At 51.6% G+C, this 18,568-nt stretch carries 17 protein-coding genes and 2 tRNA genes; 5 read left to right on the forward strand and 14 right to left on the reverse strand.

The window, feature by feature from the left end; translation table 11 throughout:
- The 7 genes from nusG to ACFSSA_RS04790 form a co-directional block, all read right to left on the reverse strand.
- Positions 1 to 570: a transcription termination/antitermination protein NusG gene (nusG, locus tag ACFSSA_RS04760; RefSeq protein WP_386818822.1), complete on the reverse strand. Its 570-nt coding sequence runs from the start codon at positions 568 to 570 to the stop codon at positions 1 to 3.
- A gap of 40 nt (positions 571 to 610) precedes the next feature.
- Positions 611 to 838 (reverse strand): preprotein translocase subunit SecE, encoded by a 228-nt coding sequence (locus ACFSSA_RS04765; RefSeq protein ID WP_386818824.1) that lies wholly within the window; start codon positions 836 to 838, stop codon positions 611 to 613.
- Between the two features lie 28 nt (positions 839 to 866).
- A tRNA-Trp gene (locus tag ACFSSA_RS04770) sits at positions 867 to 942 on the reverse strand.
- A gap of 109 nt (positions 943 to 1,051) precedes the next feature.
- Positions 1,052 to 2,236: an elongation factor Tu gene (tuf, locus tag ACFSSA_RS04775; protein ID WP_386818826.1), complete on the reverse strand. Its 1,185-nt coding sequence runs from the start codon at positions 2,234 to 2,236 to the stop codon at positions 1,052 to 1,054.
- 48 nt (positions 2,237 to 2,284) lie between these two features.
- Positions 2,285 to 2,359: transfer RNA gene (locus tag ACFSSA_RS04780), tRNA-Thr, on the reverse strand.
- A 174-nt stretch (positions 2,360 to 2,533) separates the two neighbouring features.
- Positions 2,534 to 3,394, reverse strand: coding sequence for a TIGR00282 family metallophosphoesterase (locus ACFSSA_RS04785; RefSeq protein ID WP_386818828.1), 861 nt, complete (start codon positions 3,392 to 3,394; stop codon positions 2,534 to 2,536).
- Between the two features lie 72 nt (positions 3,395 to 3,466).
- Entirely contained in the window at positions 3,467 to 6,127 is a 2,661-nt protein-coding gene (locus ACFSSA_RS04790) for a tetratricopeptide repeat protein (protein WP_386818830.1), read from the reverse strand.
- Between the two features lie 472 nt (positions 6,128 to 6,599).
- On the opposite strand from ACFSSA_RS04790, the gene ACFSSA_RS04795 reads away from it, so the two are divergent.
- Complete coding sequence (locus ACFSSA_RS04795; protein WP_386818832.1) at positions 6,600 to 8,285, forward strand: apiosidase-like domain-containing protein; 1,686 nt, start codon at positions 6,600 to 6,602, stop codon at positions 8,283 to 8,285.
- Between the two features lie 75 nt (positions 8,286 to 8,360).
- Here ACFSSA_RS04795 and ACFSSA_RS04800 read toward each other — a convergent pair whose 3' ends face one another.
- From ACFSSA_RS04800 to ACFSSA_RS04815, 4 genes are all read right to left on the reverse strand, one after another.
- Positions 8,361 to 9,746 carry a sigma-54-dependent transcriptional regulator gene (locus ACFSSA_RS04800; protein ID WP_386818834.1) on the reverse strand — a complete coding sequence of 462 codons (1,386 nt, stop codon included), beginning with the start codon at positions 9,744 to 9,746 and terminating at the stop codon, positions 8,361 to 8,363.
- Between the two features lie 80 nt (positions 9,747 to 9,826).
- Positions 9,827 to 10,774 (reverse strand): trypsin-like peptidase domain-containing protein, encoded by a 948-nt coding sequence (locus ACFSSA_RS04805; protein WP_386818836.1) that lies wholly within the window; start codon positions 10,772 to 10,774, stop codon positions 9,827 to 9,829.
- Positions 10,775 to 10,817: 43 nt separating this feature from the next.
- Positions 10,818 to 11,795, reverse strand: coding sequence for a S1C family serine protease (locus ACFSSA_RS04810; RefSeq protein ID WP_386818838.1), 978 nt, complete (start codon positions 11,793 to 11,795; stop codon positions 10,818 to 10,820).
- A gap of 2 nt (positions 11,796 to 11,797) precedes the next feature.
- A complete protein-coding gene (locus ACFSSA_RS04815; protein WP_386818839.1) occupies positions 11,798 to 12,172 on the reverse strand; it encodes a VOC family protein in 375 nt (124 codons plus the stop codon).
- Between the two features lie 110 nt (positions 12,173 to 12,282).
- Between ACFSSA_RS04815 and ACFSSA_RS04820 the strand changes: the two genes are divergently transcribed.
- Positions 12,283 to 12,564: a DUF3820 family protein gene (locus ACFSSA_RS04820; protein ID WP_386818841.1), complete on the forward strand. Its 282-nt coding sequence runs from the start codon at positions 12,283 to 12,285 to the stop codon at positions 12,562 to 12,564.
- A gap of 21 nt (positions 12,565 to 12,585) precedes the next feature.
- Here ACFSSA_RS04820 and argJ read toward each other — a convergent pair whose 3' ends face one another.
- A complete protein-coding gene (gene argJ, locus ACFSSA_RS04825) occupies positions 12,586 to 13,839 on the reverse strand; it encodes a bifunctional glutamate N-acetyltransferase/amino-acid acetyltransferase ArgJ (RefSeq protein WP_386818843.1) in 1,254 nt (417 codons plus the stop codon).
- Between the two features lie 109 nt (positions 13,840 to 13,948).
- On the reverse strand, positions 13,949 to 15,103 hold the full coding sequence (locus ACFSSA_RS04830; RefSeq protein WP_386818844.1) for a class I SAM-dependent rRNA methyltransferase: 1,155 nt from the start codon (positions 15,101 to 15,103) through the stop codon (positions 13,949 to 13,951).
- 92 nt (positions 15,104 to 15,195) lie between these two features.
- Between ACFSSA_RS04830 and ACFSSA_RS04835 the strand changes: the two genes are divergently transcribed.
- Positions 15,196 to 16,383 (forward strand): RsmB/NOP family class I SAM-dependent RNA methyltransferase, encoded by a 1,188-nt coding sequence (locus ACFSSA_RS04835; protein ID WP_386818845.1) that lies wholly within the window; start codon positions 15,196 to 15,198, stop codon positions 16,381 to 16,383.
- A 46-nt stretch (positions 16,384 to 16,429) separates the two neighbouring features.
- Entirely contained in the window at positions 16,430 to 16,927 is a 498-nt protein-coding gene (gene coaD / locus ACFSSA_RS04840; RefSeq protein ID WP_386818846.1) for a pantetheine-phosphate adenylyltransferase, read from the forward strand.
- Positions 16,928 to 17,017: 90 nt separating this feature from the next.
- Here coaD and trxB read toward each other — a convergent pair whose 3' ends face one another.
- Positions 17,018 to 17,944: a thioredoxin-disulfide reductase gene (trxB, locus tag ACFSSA_RS04845; RefSeq protein ID WP_386818847.1), complete on the reverse strand. Its 927-nt coding sequence runs from the start codon at positions 17,942 to 17,944 to the stop codon at positions 17,018 to 17,020.
- A gap of 194 nt (positions 17,945 to 18,138) precedes the next feature.
- On the opposite strand from trxB, the gene ACFSSA_RS04850 reads away from it, so the two are divergent.
- A complete protein-coding gene (locus ACFSSA_RS04850) occupies positions 18,139 to 18,480 on the forward strand; it encodes a hypothetical protein (RefSeq protein WP_386818848.1) in 342 nt (113 codons plus the stop codon).
- Positions 18,481 to 18,568 lie beyond the last annotated feature (88 nt).

The following is an 18,568-nucleotide window of genomic DNA, read 5'->3' on the forward strand; positions in this document are numbered from 1 at the left end:
TCACTCGCGTTCGACTTGCCAGTATTCCAGCTCGACCGGTGTGCTACGGCCAAAGATAGTTACGGAGACACGTAGTTTGCCACGCTCAGGATCGATCTCTTCGACCACACCGTTTTGGGATTGGAATGGACCATCCGCTACCTTTACGGTATCACCGACTTCAAAGGAAATTGCCGGACGGACAACCTCTTCCCGCTCCTGGATCTGTGAAAGCATAGCCTCCACCTCACGCGGACGCATTGGAGCAGGACGATCTTTTGTTCCAGCGAAACCGATCACTCCGTCCATCTCTTTGATGAAAAACCAGGTCTTCTCGACAAGCTGGTTATCTTCGGTAGCGAGATACATGTTCACGATGATGTATCCGGGAAAGAATTTCTTCTTCGTTTCGGTTTTTTTACCGCGTTTGATCTCGGAAACAACCTCCGTTGGAACGAGCACTTCACGGATATAGTCCTGCATCTCCTCTGCCTCGACCTGGCGCGCAATACGATCACGCACTTTGCCTTCCATTCCCGAAAGAACCTGGACGACATACCACTGGTCTTTGTAATCTTTAGCGTTGGGCATTAGGATCTAAGTTTGGCTGAAATGTGTATAAAAATGAAAATTAGCGGAAGATCTCCGTAAGGAAACCAACGATGAGAACTTGAACAAAGTCCCAAAACTGGACGAAACCAGCCAAAAGAATTACCGCGATCAAGACCACTACGGTCGAGTCGATAAGCTCTTTATATTTTTTAAAGCCCTTGACTTTGGGATCTGATTCCCATGGCCAGCTTGCTTTGCGGAGTTCACCTTTTACCTCGCCGATGAAGCCTGTGATTTTGGTAAGCATGGAATGAAAAAGAAGAACAAGAAAAGAATGGCACGCCAGGAGGGACTTGAACCCGCAACCCTCGGTTTTGGAGACCGATGCTCTACCAATTGAGCTACTGACGTGTTAGATAAATGAGATATTTAGGGGCGACTTAAGGGCACTCCGACTTGGAGTGCCCCGTAAGTCTGGGTTTACTAGCAGACGTGGTCAGCTAGTAAACCAATAATTGAATTATTTGACGATTTCACCGACGCGACCTGCACCTACAGTGCGGCCACCTTCGCGGATCGCGAAGCGCATGGTTGGCTCCATAGCGATAGGGCTGATCAGCTCAACTTCGAGGCTGATGTTATCGCCTGGCATAACCATTTCGACTCCCTCAGGAAGCTTGATGCTGCCTGTCACGTCTGTTGTGCGGAAGTAGAACTGTGGACGATAGTTCGAGAAGAATGGAGTGTGACGACCACCTTCTTCCTTGGAAAGAACATAGATCTCGGACTTGAAGATAGTGTGGCCTTTTACAGTGCCTGGCTTAGCCATAACCTGGCCGCGCTCTACCTGATCCTTTTTCAAACCACGAACAAGAAGACCAACGTTGTCCCCTGCGCGACCTTCATCAAGAAGCTTACGGAACATTTCGATATCTGTAACTGTGGTTTTCTGAGTATCGCGGATACCAACGATCTCTACTTCTTCCATTTTATGGATGATACCGCGCTCTACACGACCGGTGCAAACTGTTCCACGTCCTTCAATCGAGAACACGTCCTCGATAGGCATAAGGAAAGTCTTGTCGATTGGACGCTCTGGCTCAGGAATGTAGGAGTCAACCGCATCCATAAGCTTCATTACGTTCGCCATGTGAGTCGCATCTCCTTCGAGAGCCTTCACAGCGGAACCAGCAACGATAGGAATGTCGTCACCTGGGAAATCATAGGAAGAAAGAAGATCACGGATCTCCATTTCAACGAGCTCAAGAAGCTCTTCATCATCAACAAGATCAACCTTGTTCATGAAAACAACGAGAGCAGGAACACCAACCTGACGAGCAAGAAGGATGTGCTCACGTGTTTGTGGCATTGGGCCGTCAGCAGCGGAGCAAACAAGAATCGCACCATCCATCTGAGCCGCACCGGTGATCATGTTTTTAACATAGTCGGCGTGTCCTGGGCAATCAACGTGAGCATAGTGACGCTTATCGGTCTCATACTCAACGTGCGCTGTGTTGATCGTGATACCACGCTCACGCTCTTCGGGAGCAGCGTCGATATCTGCATAGCTTTGCTTTTTGGCGAAACCTTTTTCAGCAAGCGTATTTGTGATCGCTGCAGTGAGAGTTGTTTTGCCGTGGTCGACGTGACCGATTGTGCCGATGTTTACGTGCGGCTTGTTGCGTTGGAATGTTTCTTTGGCCATTGTGGTTGTGGTTTCGCTGAGACGTTTGAGAGTTTTACTTATGTATCCTGGAGCTCGTGGGGGGAATTGAACCCCCGACCTCATCCTTACCAAGGATGCGCTCTACCCCTGAGCTACACGAGCAAACTGGATTATTTTACCCTTCCTGCTACCGACAAAAGAACCGCGACCTGTCACGTTAACCCGGACTGGGCGCGGCACCCCTGACATGCTGTGGGGAAGAGCGGCGGGACAGTAACAATTAGCGGAACTCTGTCAAAAAAATTATGTTACTTTTCTCACTTTATCTGAAACCCTTTATTTTACCGACTTCCCAGCAGCAGGTGAAGCTTCATTTTCGGCCGAATTTGAAACTTTTCTCTCGAATCTTTCGATCCGTAAACATTTTCCAGACTCGGTATCTGCGTCAATTATCACGCCGCAGAGCTTTACATCGCCTTTAGCCACTGGAAATCGCGTAGGCATTCCAGACTTGAAACGCCATACCACGGATTCCACGCACCGTCCCAGAATCGATTCCTCCGGCCCGCACATCCCGGCATCGGTAAGGAATCCTGTCCCGCCGGGGAAAATCGTTTCATCGGCTGTCTGAACATGTGTGTGGGTTCCCACCACCAAAGAGGCTTTCCCATCCAACATCCGGCCCATCGCAATTTTCTCGGAAGTGGTCTCCGCATGGAAATCCAGCACAATGACTTTGACATTAAGCGAGCGCAATCGCTCCACTTCTGCTTCCACAGCGAGAAATGGGTTTTCCAATGGCGGCTGGATGAAGCTCCTTCCCTGTGCCTGCACGACTGCGACTTTCCCTTTCGCGGTAGTCAGCACAACACTTCCATTCCCCGGAGTTCCTTGCGGGTAATTTATCGGACGAAGCAACCGCGGCTCTGTAGGAAAATAATCGACGATTTCCTGCTGATCCCAGACGTGATCTCCGGTCGTAATAACCGCCGCACCCGCCCGTAACAGATCAATCGATATACGTGGCGTTATCCCCCTACCGCCCGCGGAGTTTTCCCCGTTTACGATAATGAAGTCCAGAGCGTGTTCCTCTTTAATTTTTGATAATTCCCCGATGACTGCCTTTCTCCCAGGCTCTCCGACAATGTCACCAAGAAAAAGAATACGTATGGATTCTGCGCTGTTTTCTGAACTCATCTGAGGTGAAATGTCCGTTATTTCGCAATCCAGACAATCACAAACTCCTAAGTTGCCAATTCCTCCGACTGATTATTGCGGCAATGGATCGAATTTGAAGCGTTCGTTCTGGCGCCGTATCATGGGGTCCAGTGGCTGAAACTTTACCGCCTTATCTGACCAGGCGATGGCAGAAGATCGGTCACCTTGAGCGAATTTTATCTCCGCCATGGTATCCAGATACGCAGGTTGCTCGGGGGATCGATCAATGGCTACCTGCAGGAGTTTCTGAGCAGCATCCAGCTGTAACCCAGCTCTCGAAGCATACCACGCCGCCGTATTCCTGGTATTATCCGAAGCTGGATATTTCTCCGCTACTTCGGAAATTTTTTGCCAGGATTTTTCAAACCAGACTTTATGTTCCTCCAATAGACCCGCCTCACGCACCAACGGGAAAAAGTCATCCGCCAGCACGCCATCTGTCATAAAGTTCGCGTGGATTTGATTCAACAGTGCGAGCGCTCCTTTTTTATCCTGCGGTAGAATCGCCAGAGCTTTGGCCAAGTCCGCGTTTAGCCGGGCCTTGGAAAAGGAAAGGAGTGAGCCTTCCACATATTCCTGCGCCGCGTAAACCTGCACCAAGGCTTCGTAGCATGAAGCGGCAATTCGCCAATCTTTACCCTGAAACATCGCGGAGGCATAACCGTCCAAAGTGTTGACGAAATCTCCGTCATGGACATCCGCCTGAATGACTGCTTTCCGGGACCACTCGGCAGCGCGGACATGATCCCCGCCATAGGAATAGTAGGCCGCGATTCTGGTGTAGCTGGCGGAATACCCCAGAGCTAGCTTTTCAGCCCATTGATCATGGATTTTCGCTTCCTTTTCCATCCCCGCTCGCCGCAAGTTCACAGCCAGGTATGCGTGGATTTCCGGTGAGCGGCTAATCCGTTTTGACTCATTTTTTCTGAGAATCTCCGCCGCGTCCTGCCACCGGCCGGCCGCACTAAGGTATTTGTCGATGGAGCCCCACATGGAGCTCGATTTTTCCTCGGGGCTCAATCTGTCCCAAGCCTTCAGGGCATTTTCCACGTCACCTTGGTCGACGCATAGGATTCTGATCGCCTGGATGTATTCTCTTCTACTGACATCATCGAGCGTCTCCAAAAAGTTCCAAGCTTTTCCCAGCCACTCTTCTCTCAATCCTCCCGGACTGTTGCTGATCTGGAAAAGTGCCATCGCTACGTTCAATAAATCCTTTCCTGTTAGATCCGGCTCAATCGCTGCCAACATCCCCAGCCACTTTTCTGTAATCTCTTCCTCTCCACATGCCACGATCAGGATCTCCTCCCAACGGGCCTTATCCTCCCCCGCCCACTCCGCAGCAGCTCTTGCGGCAAATTCCGGGGCACCGCTTTTCGGATCGAACAGGTTACGCAAGAAATCAAGAAAGTGATTTTGATTGTCTTGGGCATACTTGCTCAGCCTTTTGCCATACGATTTTGAAAGCCCTTCATGCAGTCCCCTCCGCTCCAGAAAACCTGCCAGCAGCAAAAGCTCGTCTTCAGCTGACAAACTGAGTTCGTGGCGATCCTCATCGCCTGTCAGAAGCTCGAATCGTTTTGCTACCCATCCCTCGAAATCAGGCATCTCCGGATCAAGCCCCAGAGCTTCCAGTGCCTCTGGAATCCTTTCCTGCGAAAGAAAGTAGGCAAAGGCCGTGCTGGGACTATCCTTTGCCTCTATTCTTTCAAGCGCCGGTAAAATCCCCAACGAGGCCAACGCGGATATTCCGTGGGCTTTTTCCTCGATATTTCCGGATTCCAACATTGCCTCAAGTGGCGTCAGATCCGATTTCCTAACCGTCTTTCCTTTCCAACGCTTCAGAGCAACAGCCGTATAAGCTTCGGGAGCCTGCTGGCGATCATCACCCAGACCGTTTTGCTCAAGCCATAGCACAGGATCGCCCGACAACACTCTCATCGCCGCTAACAACTGCACCTGATCCGTCGCCTTTGCATAAGCGATGATCTCCTCAAGATCCCCTTTCGCCTGAAGCAATATACTCTTCCACACTTCCGTCGGAACGTTCTCGGGCGGATCGAGATTCTCCAGTTGCTCATCCAACAATCCGGAATTTCGGTAAACACATGCCAGTGCCATCAAATCATTGTGGTTTCCGGCAGAAATCCTCAGTAGCTCGATCGCGGAATTGGCATCGCCATCAATCAAAGACTCCCGCGCACCGGAAATTGCCACACCGAGTATGCTGGAGGCCAAAGACATTTTCAGCTCCGGACGTTCCATGCTATAGAGCTTGAGAACCTGGAAAAAAGCGCCTTTGCGTTTGAGAAGACTGAGGTAGTTCGATTTCTGGTTCTGGGATGCCTCCCGGTATTTCTGTATCAGTTGAAGAATGTCATCCGGAGTCTCCGGCGTGATCTTTAGCTCCACCTTTTCCAATATATCGGTTGCTCTGAGCGAAATTTCCGGATCATCCGAATTCGCAGCGTCCCGCAGTGCCGGGATTGCCAAGCTACCTATTTTCCACAATTCCCTGGTGGCTTCCTCTCTCTTTTGGAACGAATCATCCGAAAGGCCCGCAATTAGTGTAGCAATATCAGCTCCCTGTCCGTCAGAGCCGGGGAGTTGGGTCGTTTTATCTGGGTTTCCGGCCCCAGAAGCAGTTTCCGCGTGCATCTGTGGCAGCATTGCCGCCGCAAAAAAGAAAAATACCAAAGCAGGACACCTCATGAGTCTGGAAACGTGAAGCATCCCCAGATTTATTCAAGGCATCTGTCCGGGAAAAGAAGTAACCGCTGTGCCGTCCTTGGGGCTGTGAGCCACGTTCCGGAGACTCAACAGGTGGGATCGTCCAAAGGGTTGCATGTCTTCCTGAGAAGGCATGACAGTCGCCAATCGGATAGTGATCCCTAATATTAACATCGGTCCGGGCCAGCTTCCAAAATGGTCGAACACAGCAGTAGACGGCGAATCTAGTCACGCTTGTGATCATGGCAAACCAGAATTTTAAAAGCCGACGTTTTTTTTCCGCTCTGTCACCCCACAGCGTGGGACCCAACGATTCCCGGAAAAATCAAACCAGGCTGCGCCTACAAATCGCGGAAGATTGTTTACTATTTATTAATAAGCCCTGTAGCTTCGGAGTCACTTAAATGCGAAATTCATCATTTTTCGCACATACTCTCCAGACGAAATAAAACCCATGAGCTACAAAAAACACCTAGAACGGAAAATTATTGCCGGATTTCTCCTTATCTCAGCCCTGTTCCAGTCAGCCCAAGCGGAGATCAAGCTATGGACGGAGCCAGAGAAACAGACTTCGATGGAAATCTCACAATGGCAGGTGAATGATCTCGTTTATCATTTGGATGAGAACATTGATTCTCCTTTCGCCAAAAAGGTATTTGCGATCGTAACAGCTGAGAATGACCAGAAAGAATCTCAAAAAATCCCCCTCTTCTACAATAGCGGCAACGAATGGTTGTTCCGTTACTCAAGCTCGACGGTGGGGAAAAAAAGCTTCGTTCTTGAGTCCGAGATTCCTGGATTGGACGGAGTAAAAGGCGAATTCATCGTCACTAGGAACACCTCTCCCAAGCGCCGCGGCGGCATAGTTCTCAACAAAGCCCACCCCCAGCATTTCTTCTACGAGGATGGCTCCCACTATTTCAATCTCGCTTTCGAATGCGACTGGCTATTCGCGCTCGATTATGGAACTCCCGACCTCCCGAAAACAAGGCATCTACTCGATCAAATTGAGAAAAATGGATTCAATCAAATCGTCATGAACGTCTATTCCTATGATGTCTCATGGCCTAAGGATCCACTCCTCAAAAAACACCCGGAGCATGAATATGGCGGGCGTGAAGATATTTTTCCCTTTCTCGGTTCGAATTCGAATCCTGACTATAGCTCGCTTAATATCGCTTTTTTCAAGCATTTCGACAAAGTCATCTCAGAAATGGATGATCGGGCGCTTGCCTGCCACCTGATGATCTATGTCTGGAACAAACTGGTCGCATGGCCGGAGATGGAATCCGAGGCAGATAATATGTATTACGATTATGTGGTGAAGCGTTATCAGGCCTTTCCGAATATGATCTGGGATGTCTCCAAGGAAGCACTTCACAGAACCCGGGCTACCAAAGAGTATATCTCTGAGAGGATTGAGCGGACCAGAGAACTTGATTCGTATGGCCGGTTGATTTCCGTTCACGATTACGGGTTTTGCCGCAATCATCCCGAGGAGGTCGATTTCATTTCCATGCAAAACTGGAAACACACACTTTATCAGCACATGCTGGAGGCAAGGAAGGATTTTCCCGGGAAGCCGATTTTCAATATTGAGCACGGAGGCTATGAGGAATCGCCATACGTTGTTTTTCCGGGTGCCTATGCGGACGCGGAAGCTTGTCTCCGCAGAAACTATCTCTGCCTGTTCGCCGGAGGATATACGACTTACTATTGGCAGGGCGCATCCTGGAATGTCCTAATTCACAATCCGTTTGAACAGCCTGCGGAATTTATCAAACCCCACTTCGACTATTTTTCCCACATGCGGAAATTATTCGACACCGTTCATTTCGAAAATTGTGTCCCTCTCTCAAATCAGAACTCCAGCGGCTACAATCTGACGAACAGAAAAGACGGAATCATCCTCATGTATACTCCAAAGGAAAACCATTACATTGGAGTGGATGGACAATTACGGTCGGAGTTCGACTACTCGAACGCCACCCAGCAATGGTTCAATACCCTGACGGGTGAATACAGCAAAGAGACAAAGTATATCGAAAAAGATCTCGGATTCTGGGACTGGCGTCCATGGCGTGGAGAGGCGGATGCCATTCTGATTATCCGGAATCTGAAACCGCTTCCCCGCAAATAATCCACGGGACCCGACGACTCAAAAAAAACTTCCGCAGCACCTGTTGTGGATTTCCTTTTTTGAGTCGATCCGGAATCAGACAGTTTTCGATGAAAGAATACGTTTCAGCTCCATTTGCTCCACTCCGAGCAAGATGGAAGCTTCTTTGAAATCGCCTCCGGAACGATCAAGAAGTCTGCCTGCCACTTGTTTGGTGATCCACTCGACCAATGGCGCATCAGACGGCGCGGAATTGATGATCTGATCCAGCCCATGGGCCAAGGCAGAGGTTTTGCCTGGCGCGGACGAAAGCGGAATATCTGCGGGAAGTAGGATTTGCGACGAAGCCAAGGCACACGCACGGGCAATGGTGTTTTCCAATTCGCGGACATTTCCCGGCCAATGGTGGCTGGCCAGCGATGCCGTGGCCTCGGCCGAAATACGGATTCTCGCCATACCATTCTTGCGGGTAATTCTTTGGAGAAAATATTCCGCTAGCAAAGGGATATCCTCAGGACGTTCCCTTAGTGGCGGGATACGCAGCTCCACAACATTCAGGCGGTAGAAAAGATCTTCGCGAAACCGGCCGGCGGAAACTTCCGCAGCCAGGTTCTTGTGAGTGGCTGCTACAATGCGAACATCGGTTTTAATCGTATCATTGGAGCCAACCCTGGAGAATGTGCCATCTTGGAGGACTCTCAGAAGTTTTACTTGGATGGAAAGTGGCATATCTCCGATTTCATCGAGAAATAGCGTGCCACCGTCCGCCTGCTCAAAACGACCGGAACGCTTGGCAATTGCTCCAGTGAAAGAGCCTTTTTCGTGTCCGAAGAGCTCACTTTCCAAAAGATTCTCGGGAATCGCGCCGCAGTTTATGGTGATCATCTCCTGCTGCCTGCGCGGGCTGTATTCATGCACCGCTTTGGCAACCAGCTCTTTTCCCGTCCCACTTTCTCCGGAAATAAGAACGGGCGCGTCCGATCTGGCCACGCGTCCCACCAGCTTGAAAACATCCTGAAGAGCCCGGGAAACTCCGATGATTTTCACGCGCCCATCGCCACTTGGCATTTCCGGCAATGGCTCCACCGCGCCACGGCGATCTTCCACCGTTTGCAAGGCGGACTCCACCACCGGACGCAACTCGAAAGAGAGCGATTCCTTGCGAAGGACATCGTGGGCACCCTTTTGTGTGGCTTCAATTATTTGCCCGGTGGTCGGAAAGCCGGTCGTAAGTATCACAAGCGTATCCGGGCTCTGGGTGCGGATACGGCTAAGCAGATCCAAGCCATCGAATGGCTGCAACAGCACAGCGGAGACGACTACGTTTACCGGAGTTTTCTCAATCACTTTGATTGCTTTGCCGGCATCATCGCAGCGTAAGATGCGTAATCCTTTGGCAGCCAAATGTTTCGTGGCCCAGTCGAGAAAGTCCAAATCTGGATCGACAAGTAATAAAGTTTCTTCTGGAAGAGATTCTGACATCAGGCGCTGGAAAGGTTGAAAATACGCAGCCCGTTGGCAAGCCACAACATACCGCAAATATTACATCCTTTCCGTGAGGATCATTCGGCAGCCTGTGCTATCATCCCTTTTGCGAGTTTCCGCACTTCTTCCACGGGGATCGCGAAAGTCTCCGCACGATTGGCACGTGCGATATTCATTCCAACCATACGGCCGTCCAAATCGATCACCGGGCCACCCATCGTGTGACTGTTGGCTAGAATGTCGTGCTGAATGATACGGGGGAAACCACTGCGACGCTTGGAATAATCGCCACTCATCTGGTCATTTCGTGTCACTTCCGCAAAAAGCTCCCCGCGGGCCGCGAGCCTCACCGAGAGTTCCAAAGTCTCCTCACCTCGTTTCAGCGCGACTTTGATCTTCTCACCTGCCTTTTTATCCTCAAGGGCCGCGGTTAGATCCTCAACCTCCATCACGGGAATCCCACCTACTGCCAGCACCACATCCCCGGCTTTCACGCCAGCATCTTCTGCGCCGCTTCCTTCTGTCACTTCCTTGACTTCCACTTCTTCGCCTTCCTCCTCCAGCTGCACCCCGAGGACCGCGCCTCCTTCGGGAAGAATTTCTCTGGGCCTCGCGCTGATGATACCGGCCAGCACACGACGCTTCGTGCGGCTGGTAGCACCATTGACAACGACCCAGGTCCCCTGCGGGATTTCACCTGTGGATGCGTATTCCACAGGAACCAGGCCCTTGCCATCGACTTTCAGCAAAGCAACATCCCAGCGTGGATCCACCATCACCAGCTTCACGCTTTTGAAATATTCCCGATCCACCCTCGCATCCAGATCGTTGATTTCCTGAACCTCGCTCGCTTTGGTCAAAATGTATCCATCCGGCGAAACGACAACGCCATAAGCGATTTCCTCACGTCCATTATAAATCACCGCGCTGGACTTCTGGATAACCTCCCTTTGTTCCTCGAAAGCGGATGTAACCCCCTCCCCGGAAATCCGATAGGTCGATTCCAAACTTTGTTGGGCGTCCAAGCTTCCGCAGACCAAAGCCTGAGACAAAATGACAATTCCTAATCTAGCGCTCGCCGAGTTCAAAATTGATGGTTCCTTCTTTTCCATTCCGTGTGAAATCTATTACCAAGGCATCGCCGGCAGCAAGCTCCGCCAAGATCCGCTTCAGATCATCGCGGGTTTCCAGAGCTTCTCCGTTAAGCGTCCGCAATAGGTCACCTTCCTGAATGCCTGCCGCCTCTGCAGGACTGCTCTTACCGACTTTGGTAACCTCGAGCCCACCCTGAACGTCTTTGGTAGCCACTCCGAGAAACCCTTTTCCTTTCTCCGGCTTCGTCGCGAACGGCCCCTCGCCAATAAACTCGGAAGCAAGCATTCTATCCCAGCCTTCGATGAAAATCTTCACGGGAACATGCATATTCATCGCCAACGCGGCTCCCACCCGTGAGTGAATTCCAATCAAGCGACCCTCCAGATCGAATAAAGGCCCGCCGGAATCACCACCGATCAAGGTCCCATCTGTCTGATAAGTCGATTGTGCGACACGCACCAACCGCGAGAGACGTGCTACCGCCCCCCGGCTTTCATCAAATCCTCCCGCGTAACCCAGTGAAAACACCCAGTCGCCGAGTTTCGTGCCATCCGTCCGGTCAATTTCAACAAACGGGAAGGGCCCCTCGGAAATGATTTGAACCAAAGCTGCGTCTTTATCAGCCATAAGTCCCAGCGTCTTCCCTTTGAGCTTCTTGCCATCCGGCATGATCACTGTGACTTTTTTCCCGACTCCGGTGGACACGTGAGCGGCAGTCATGACCAGCCCATCTGCGGACACGATTACACCACTCCCTGTGCCTTCGCCAAGATCGATGCAAACCGTTGCCGCACTCGTTTGGGGTAAAGCAGCCTTCAAGGCCTTTTCGATCATTAGCAGATCTTCCCTGGACTGCGGCGCCTTTTTGTCATTCACCGGTAAAGCATTTGCCCCAAAGGAGGAAAACACCGCACAGAGGAAACAGGCAAGTGATGTGACCGTCTGAGCCATGATTAACGTTCCAGAATTTCCACTTCGTAGCCGTCAGGATCTGTCACAAAAGCCATTTTGCGTTCCCCGCCTGTGAACTTTTCACGCCATCCGCTCGGCCAGATCTCGATACCGGACTTTTCCACCTTATCGCAATATTCCACGATGTCACTCACTCCCAAAGCGGTGTGCATCAGATCTTCCGGGCAGCTCTCCGTATAATCGGCAGACCATGTCAGCTCCAGAAAAACCTCATTCCCTTCCAGCTTTAGAAAAGCCAGACGATTCCCTTGGGGCGAATCCCTTTGCTCGGCGAGCGTGTAGCCGAGCTTTTCATAAAACTCGATCGATTTTTCCAAACTTTTCACCCGGATGCGTGTGTGCAAAAATTTAATCATCACCCGCCGAATCTAGCCAGCTTCCGCAGGCTCGCAAGTCCGCATCTCAATCCGTTCCATCTTCGTGGAAAATCAGTCCACCTGCCAGCACCCACTTCTTCCCATTCCCAATGAACTTCACCGATATCGATCGAGATGACTTCCGCAATCTACTTCTTGAAATTCACCAAACCCACATGCCATTTGGAATGTTTGGCAAAGAGAAATACCCTCCCAGAGGCGTGCCCATCTATGATTTACCGGAAGAATATTTACTGTGGTTCAAGCAACGCACCTTTCCCAAGGGGCGCCTGGGTGAGCTGATGGCACATGTTTGCGAAATCAAGGAATGTGGAATGGACTCACTTTTCGAGCCTCTGCGCAGAGCCAGCGGTGGACGTTACAAGTTGTAACGCTTGCCGGCACTCATAGTGCTAGACCAAGCCATCTTTGCGCGCCTGCTTCCAGTAAGCATACTCCGAGCGATTGAAATCGACATATTCGGGGGAGAGGTCACTCGAATACATGCGATACTCCGCTTCTCCCTGGTTGAGGTTGATTTCAATCTCAAACTCCGGCTCCGCCACCGCCGCTCGCAGCTGGTCCATCGGAGTATCCGCCTGGAGGCCGCCCAAACATGCGGCTTTTCCACCAATGGAAATATCGATCAGCTCCTCACGGATCCGTGCGCGCGAATAGCCGACAGCGTGAATGATACGCCCCCAGTTCGGATCGCCTCCATTCCACGAGGACTTCACCAAAGCGGATTTGCAGACTGCCTCCGCGACCTTTTTGGCATCCAGATGGGTCTTGGCGCCTTTGACGTTTACAGTAACAAATTTCGTCACCCGTTCGCCATCGCGCACGATCGCCTTCGCCAGCTCCAACATCAGCCAGGAAAGTGCCTTGCGGAATTTATTGCAGTCGGATCCATTGCGACGCATCCGTGGCATTCCAGAGGCACCGTTGGCCAATACCAGCACGGTATCGTTCGTGCTCATATCGCCGTCGATTGTAATGCGGTTAAAGCTTTCCTCCACCGCCTCCTGCACGGCTTTGCGCAAATTGTCGCTTGAGATATTCGCATCGGTGGTGATGAAGCACAACATCGTTGCCATGCTCGGGCAGATCATTCCAGCCCCTTTGACACATCCGCCCAGCCTCACCCGGTGATCTCCCATATCAAACGAGATCGCGATCTCCTTCTCATGGGTATCGCTGGTGATGATCGCACGCGCCACATCGTTTCCGCGCTTGGCTGCCAAGCCTTCTATCAACTCCGGCATTTTCGGTGCCAATCTCATCATTGGCATCGGCAATCCGATGACTCCCGTGGAGCAAACACCGACTTCCGTCTTCTTAAGACCCAGACCTTTCGCCACCGAGAGACACATTTCATTCGCATCATTGATCCCCTGCAAGCCGGTGCAAGCATTCGCATTGCCGGAGTTCGCAACAATCGCGCGTATCGCGCCCTTCCGTAAGTGGTTTTGAGACACACGCACCGGAGCTGCTTTCACCTTGTTCGTCGTGAACGTCCCGGCTGAGACACAAGGAGACTCCGAGTAAATCAAAGCGAGATCCAATCGATCGCTATCCGGATTTTTGATCCCGCAGCTAACGGCACTGGATAGAAAACCCCTGGCGGCACCGATCCCCCCTTTGATTCGTGTAAATGAAAAATCCATATCTATAAAATCGATTGCGAAATTACCCAACTCATCTGTCCAAACACAAGGAAATCCTCAGCGTCGACAGGTGATTCATATATTTTAAAAATCCTGATTATATAATCGCTCAGCCAATTACCCGTCCCCAGATTGCCTTTAGATAACGCGATTCAGGATAATTTGATAACGTTGGATGATCTCCGCCAGCTCCTGTGCGATCAAAGACCTGCAGTCTCTTGTCCTGGCGATGGATGACATTGGTTACGATATTTTCAAAACCATCGACCGTTAGATGCCCCGAGCACGAGCAAGTTACCATCACACCGTCTTTCTCAACCAGCTGCACCGCAAGTTTATTAAGATCATGATATTTCGCATAGCCGGTTTCATCATCTTTCCCGAACATAAACTTCGGCGGATCCACCATGACGATATCCCACTTGCGACCGTTCTCTATCATCGTCCGCACCCAGGTGAAGGCGTCCGCATGAGTTAGCTTTATTTTCGCATCGTTTAAATTCGCATTGCGCTTGGCCATCGCGACAGCTGCTTCGTCCAGATCGACAGCGGTTACATCACCGGCACCGCCCAGAGCGGCGGAAACCGAGAAACCGCCGGAGTAACAACAAAGATCCAATACGGATTTCCCTTCCGCCATTTCCCGGAATCTTTTCCGGTTATCCCGTTGATCGCAGAAAAAACCTGTTTTGTGTCCGTTGGAAAAATCAATCTCATAGCGGATACCGTTCTCCACCACTTTCACCAATCGCACATGATCGCTTTCCACTCCGCCGGATCTCGGGATGCCCTCTATCCGGGCCAGATCCGTATCCACCTGCACCACCACCCGTTTTGTGCCGAAGGCTTCGTGAAGCTTTGGTAGCCAGCCCTCCAGACGCATCCATGCGGCGAATGCCGTGATTTCCACGGATAAAACATCGCCAAACTTATCGGCAACCATGCCGGGCAGAAAATCGGCATCGCCATGAATCGCGCGATAGCATTCTGTCTCATCATCGAGTTTAAGAAAACCACGGCGTAGTTCGCCAGCTCTCTCAATCGCCCTGTCAAAAAAACTCTCGTCAAGATCATCCAAAGAATGGCTTACCATTCGCAGCGGCATACGTGCTTTGGGATTCCATAAGCCCCAGCCAAACCTCGTCCCCTGCTTCCCAATCACCTCCACCAAATCTCCGGCCTTTGCATCCCGTGAAACCTCCCCCACCATCTTCGGCCATATCGAAGGATGAAACGTCTGATACTTTAAATGAACCTTAGCCACGCGCGCAGTCTCAGCACAGCCCGCCTGCATTTGCAACTCACTTCCAAGCTCCGCCGGAGCATATATCGCTCAATTCACACCAGCAGCCATTTATGAAACTTCACCGCCACCTCTGCGCCTCCACTCTCGAACTTGCCAAATCAGTTCTCGTCAATCATCGCGTTCTCGATCACGAGCTGGCGACAGCCTTCGAGGAAAATCCGAAATGGGGAAAACGCGATCGCTCCTTCGTTGCGGAATCCCTTTTCGAGGTAACACGCTGGCGGCGGGCCCATTCCTTTCTTGTGGATTCTGAAGAAACCCAGTCGTTGCTCTGCGCTCAATGGATACTTATGGGCTATGAGCTCCCGGAATGGTGCACCTACAATGGTCTACCGGCGGAAGACATTTTGGCGCGCCAAGCTTTGCTGGCAGAACAGCCCCGGGCAGTCCGTCAGTCGATTCCGGATTGGCTCGACCAGCTCGGAGAAAAGGAACTCGGCGAAAAGTGGGAGCCGCAGCTCTCCGCCCTGAACCAGAAACCCTCGGTTTTTCTGCGCGTCAACACATTGCTTTCGACAGTGGAAGACACGCTGGATTGGCTTTCCGAGCACAATGTCCAGGCGAGCAGAATCGAAGGCCATCCGCATGCTCTTGCTCTAGAACCAGGTAAAATTCTGCCAAAATCCCTCCGCTTGGACGGACGCATCGAAATCCAGGATCCCTCCTCCCAATACATTGCTCCACTCCTCGATCCACAGCCCGGCCAACGTATCATCGACGCCTGCTCCGGGGCCGGCGGAAAGGCTCTTCACCTCGCAGCCCTAAGCAATAATGAAGCACGGGTCTTCGCCATGGACGTGGATCAGAAAAAACTCAAACAACTCCAATACAGAGCCAAACGTGCCCGCGCCACCGCCATTTCCCCGAAGCCGATTACCGAAACAATCCACGTGGACTTCGCCGATGTCGCGGATGCCTTGCTCATTGATTCACCATGCTCCGGGCTCGGCACATTGAAGCGCCAGCCGGATCTTAAATGGCGGCTCAAGCCATCATCGCTGGATCGTGTCCGCTCCATTCAGGCTGAGCTATTGGAAAATTATCCCCAAATGCTGAAGTCCGGCGGCAAGCTTCTCTACGCCACCTGCTCCATTCTCCCCTCCGAAAACCAGGATCAAATCACCAAACTCATGGAAAAACATCCGGGCAAATACCGTCTTTTATCACAGCACAATCTACTACCCTCCGAGACGGGACATGATGGCTTCCACGCTTCACTCCTGATCAAAGAAGCATAGGTATTTTCTCCTCCACTCTCCAGAATCCACCATCTAAGCTGAACTCATGCGCATCGCAGTCTACGCCGGTTCCTTTGATCCTCCGACCAACGGCCATCTATGGATGATCGAGCGCGGTTTGGAGATGTTTGACCGCCTGATCGTCGCAATCGGCAGCAATCCGGCGAAAACCTACTCCTACACCTTGGAGGAAAGGCTGGAGATGCTGCGGGCCTCCGCGCCAAAAAGCCAACGGCTGGAGGTATCGCATTTCGACAACCGCTATCTTGTCGATTACGCAAAGAAGAAAAAAGCGGCATACGTTCTACGCGGAATCCGGTCACCGAATGATTACGAGTATGAGAGGGTCATGCGCCACATCAACTCGGATATGGCGCCGGAAATCACAACCGTTTTCCTTATGCCGCCACGTGATATTGCCGAACTCTCTTCAAGCATGATCAAAAGCCTGACCGGGCCCGAAGGCTGGGAAGAGACGGTGAAACGTTACGTTCCGGCTGAGGTCTTCAAAGTCTTGAAACAGGATTCCCAAGAGCCCAAATAACCTCGCTTCGATATGGAAAAAAAGCCTATGCCGCGAGATACGGCATAGGCTTTTTGAAGGGAGTCTCCCCAAAGGAAAATGGACGAGGAATTACTCGTGCTCCGCAAGGTAACGCTCGGCTTCGAGAGCTGCCGCGCATCCCTGGCCCGCGGCAGTAATTGCCTGGCGGTAGTAGTGATCGGCAACGTCACCTGCTGCGAAGAGGCCTTCGGTTTTCGTCGAGGTGCGTCCCGGCGTTTGCAGGATATATCCGTTTTCATCAAGATCCACAAGGCCGCTCACGAAGCTGCTGTTTGGCACGTGGCCGATCGCTACGAAAACGCACTCAACCTCCAGCTCCCTCTCGCTGCCATCGACAAGATTTTTCAATCTCACCGCACGCATCTCACCTTTTTCATTGGTGAGGTATTCTTCCACTCCTGAGTTCCACACTGGCTCGATTTTTGGATTTTCCAAAGCACGCTCTGCCATGATTTTGGAGGCACGGAGCTCATCACGGCGGTGGATGAGGTATACCTTGCTGGCAAAACGGGTGAGAAAGCCTGCCTCCTCGCAAGCACTGTCTCCGCCCCCGATGACCGCCACCGGCACATCACGGTAGAACGCACCATCACAAGTGGCGCAGGAAGTAAGACCGCGGCCGATGAGTTCCTTCTCGTTCGGCAGGCCCAAATGGCGCGGTGCCGCACCGGTGGCAATAATAATGGTTTTGGACGCCAATGCTTCTCCGCCGATATGCACGCGGAAGGTTCCGTCCGTTTCCTTGGTGATCGATTCCACAGTGGCATATTGAATCCGGGCACCGAACTTCTCCGCTTGCTTCTGCATGTTCATCATCATCTCCGGTCCCATGATTCCTTCGGGAAATCCGGGGAAATTTTCCACCTCGGTGGTAGTCGTAAGCTGTCCACCTGGCTGGGTGCCGGAAATGAGGAGAGGAGAAAGATTCGCGCGGGCAGTGTAGATGGCGGCTGTGTATCCGGCGCAGCCGGTGCCGATGATGATGACGTTTTCCATGATAAGTTCAGATATGAGCGTTTCGCGGGCACATTATTCCGGCGGCATTGCCGAAGAGTCAACAGCAGGGATAGACGAAGCGCATTTTCGGTGATAGGTCACGGAAGCAAGTGGCGTATTTGTCAGCCGAAATTGCTCAACTTACCTTAAGCAATGAAGTGGCATAGCCACTGCTAAATAAGCAACACACACATATGAACACTGCATTTGTAAACAAAACGTATCCCGATCTCTACTCGCGCCCCAGCGAGCACAAGTTCGGGAACACATGGGATACCGTAGCCGTAGCCCGCATCATTCGTGAGAAATCCACGGAAGGGAAATCACCAGCATTTCTCTACCTTGGCCGCGAAGAGGCGGAACTTCTCCGCACCCACCTTGGCCAGGCCTTCGGCGAAGAAGCCGTTAGCACCCTGCATGAAACCTATTACATGGGACTAAAGGTCGTCACTGTCGATGCCGAGCGCTACATCTGCACGGGTGGAAGCAAAGAAACACGCACCATCCAAGCACCAAACTATCGTCGCGCGTCCTGATCCAGCGGAGCGTTCAGACTTCAGAGTGAAGAACCTAAAACCTGTCTTCATTCTGAAATCCGAATTTCGTCCAAAAGATCAATTTCGC

Source organism: Luteolibacter algae, assembly GCF_042683045.1.
Classification (GTDB): Bacteria; Verrucomicrobiota; Verrucomicrobiia; order Verrucomicrobiales; family Akkermansiaceae; genus Luteolibacter; species Luteolibacter algae.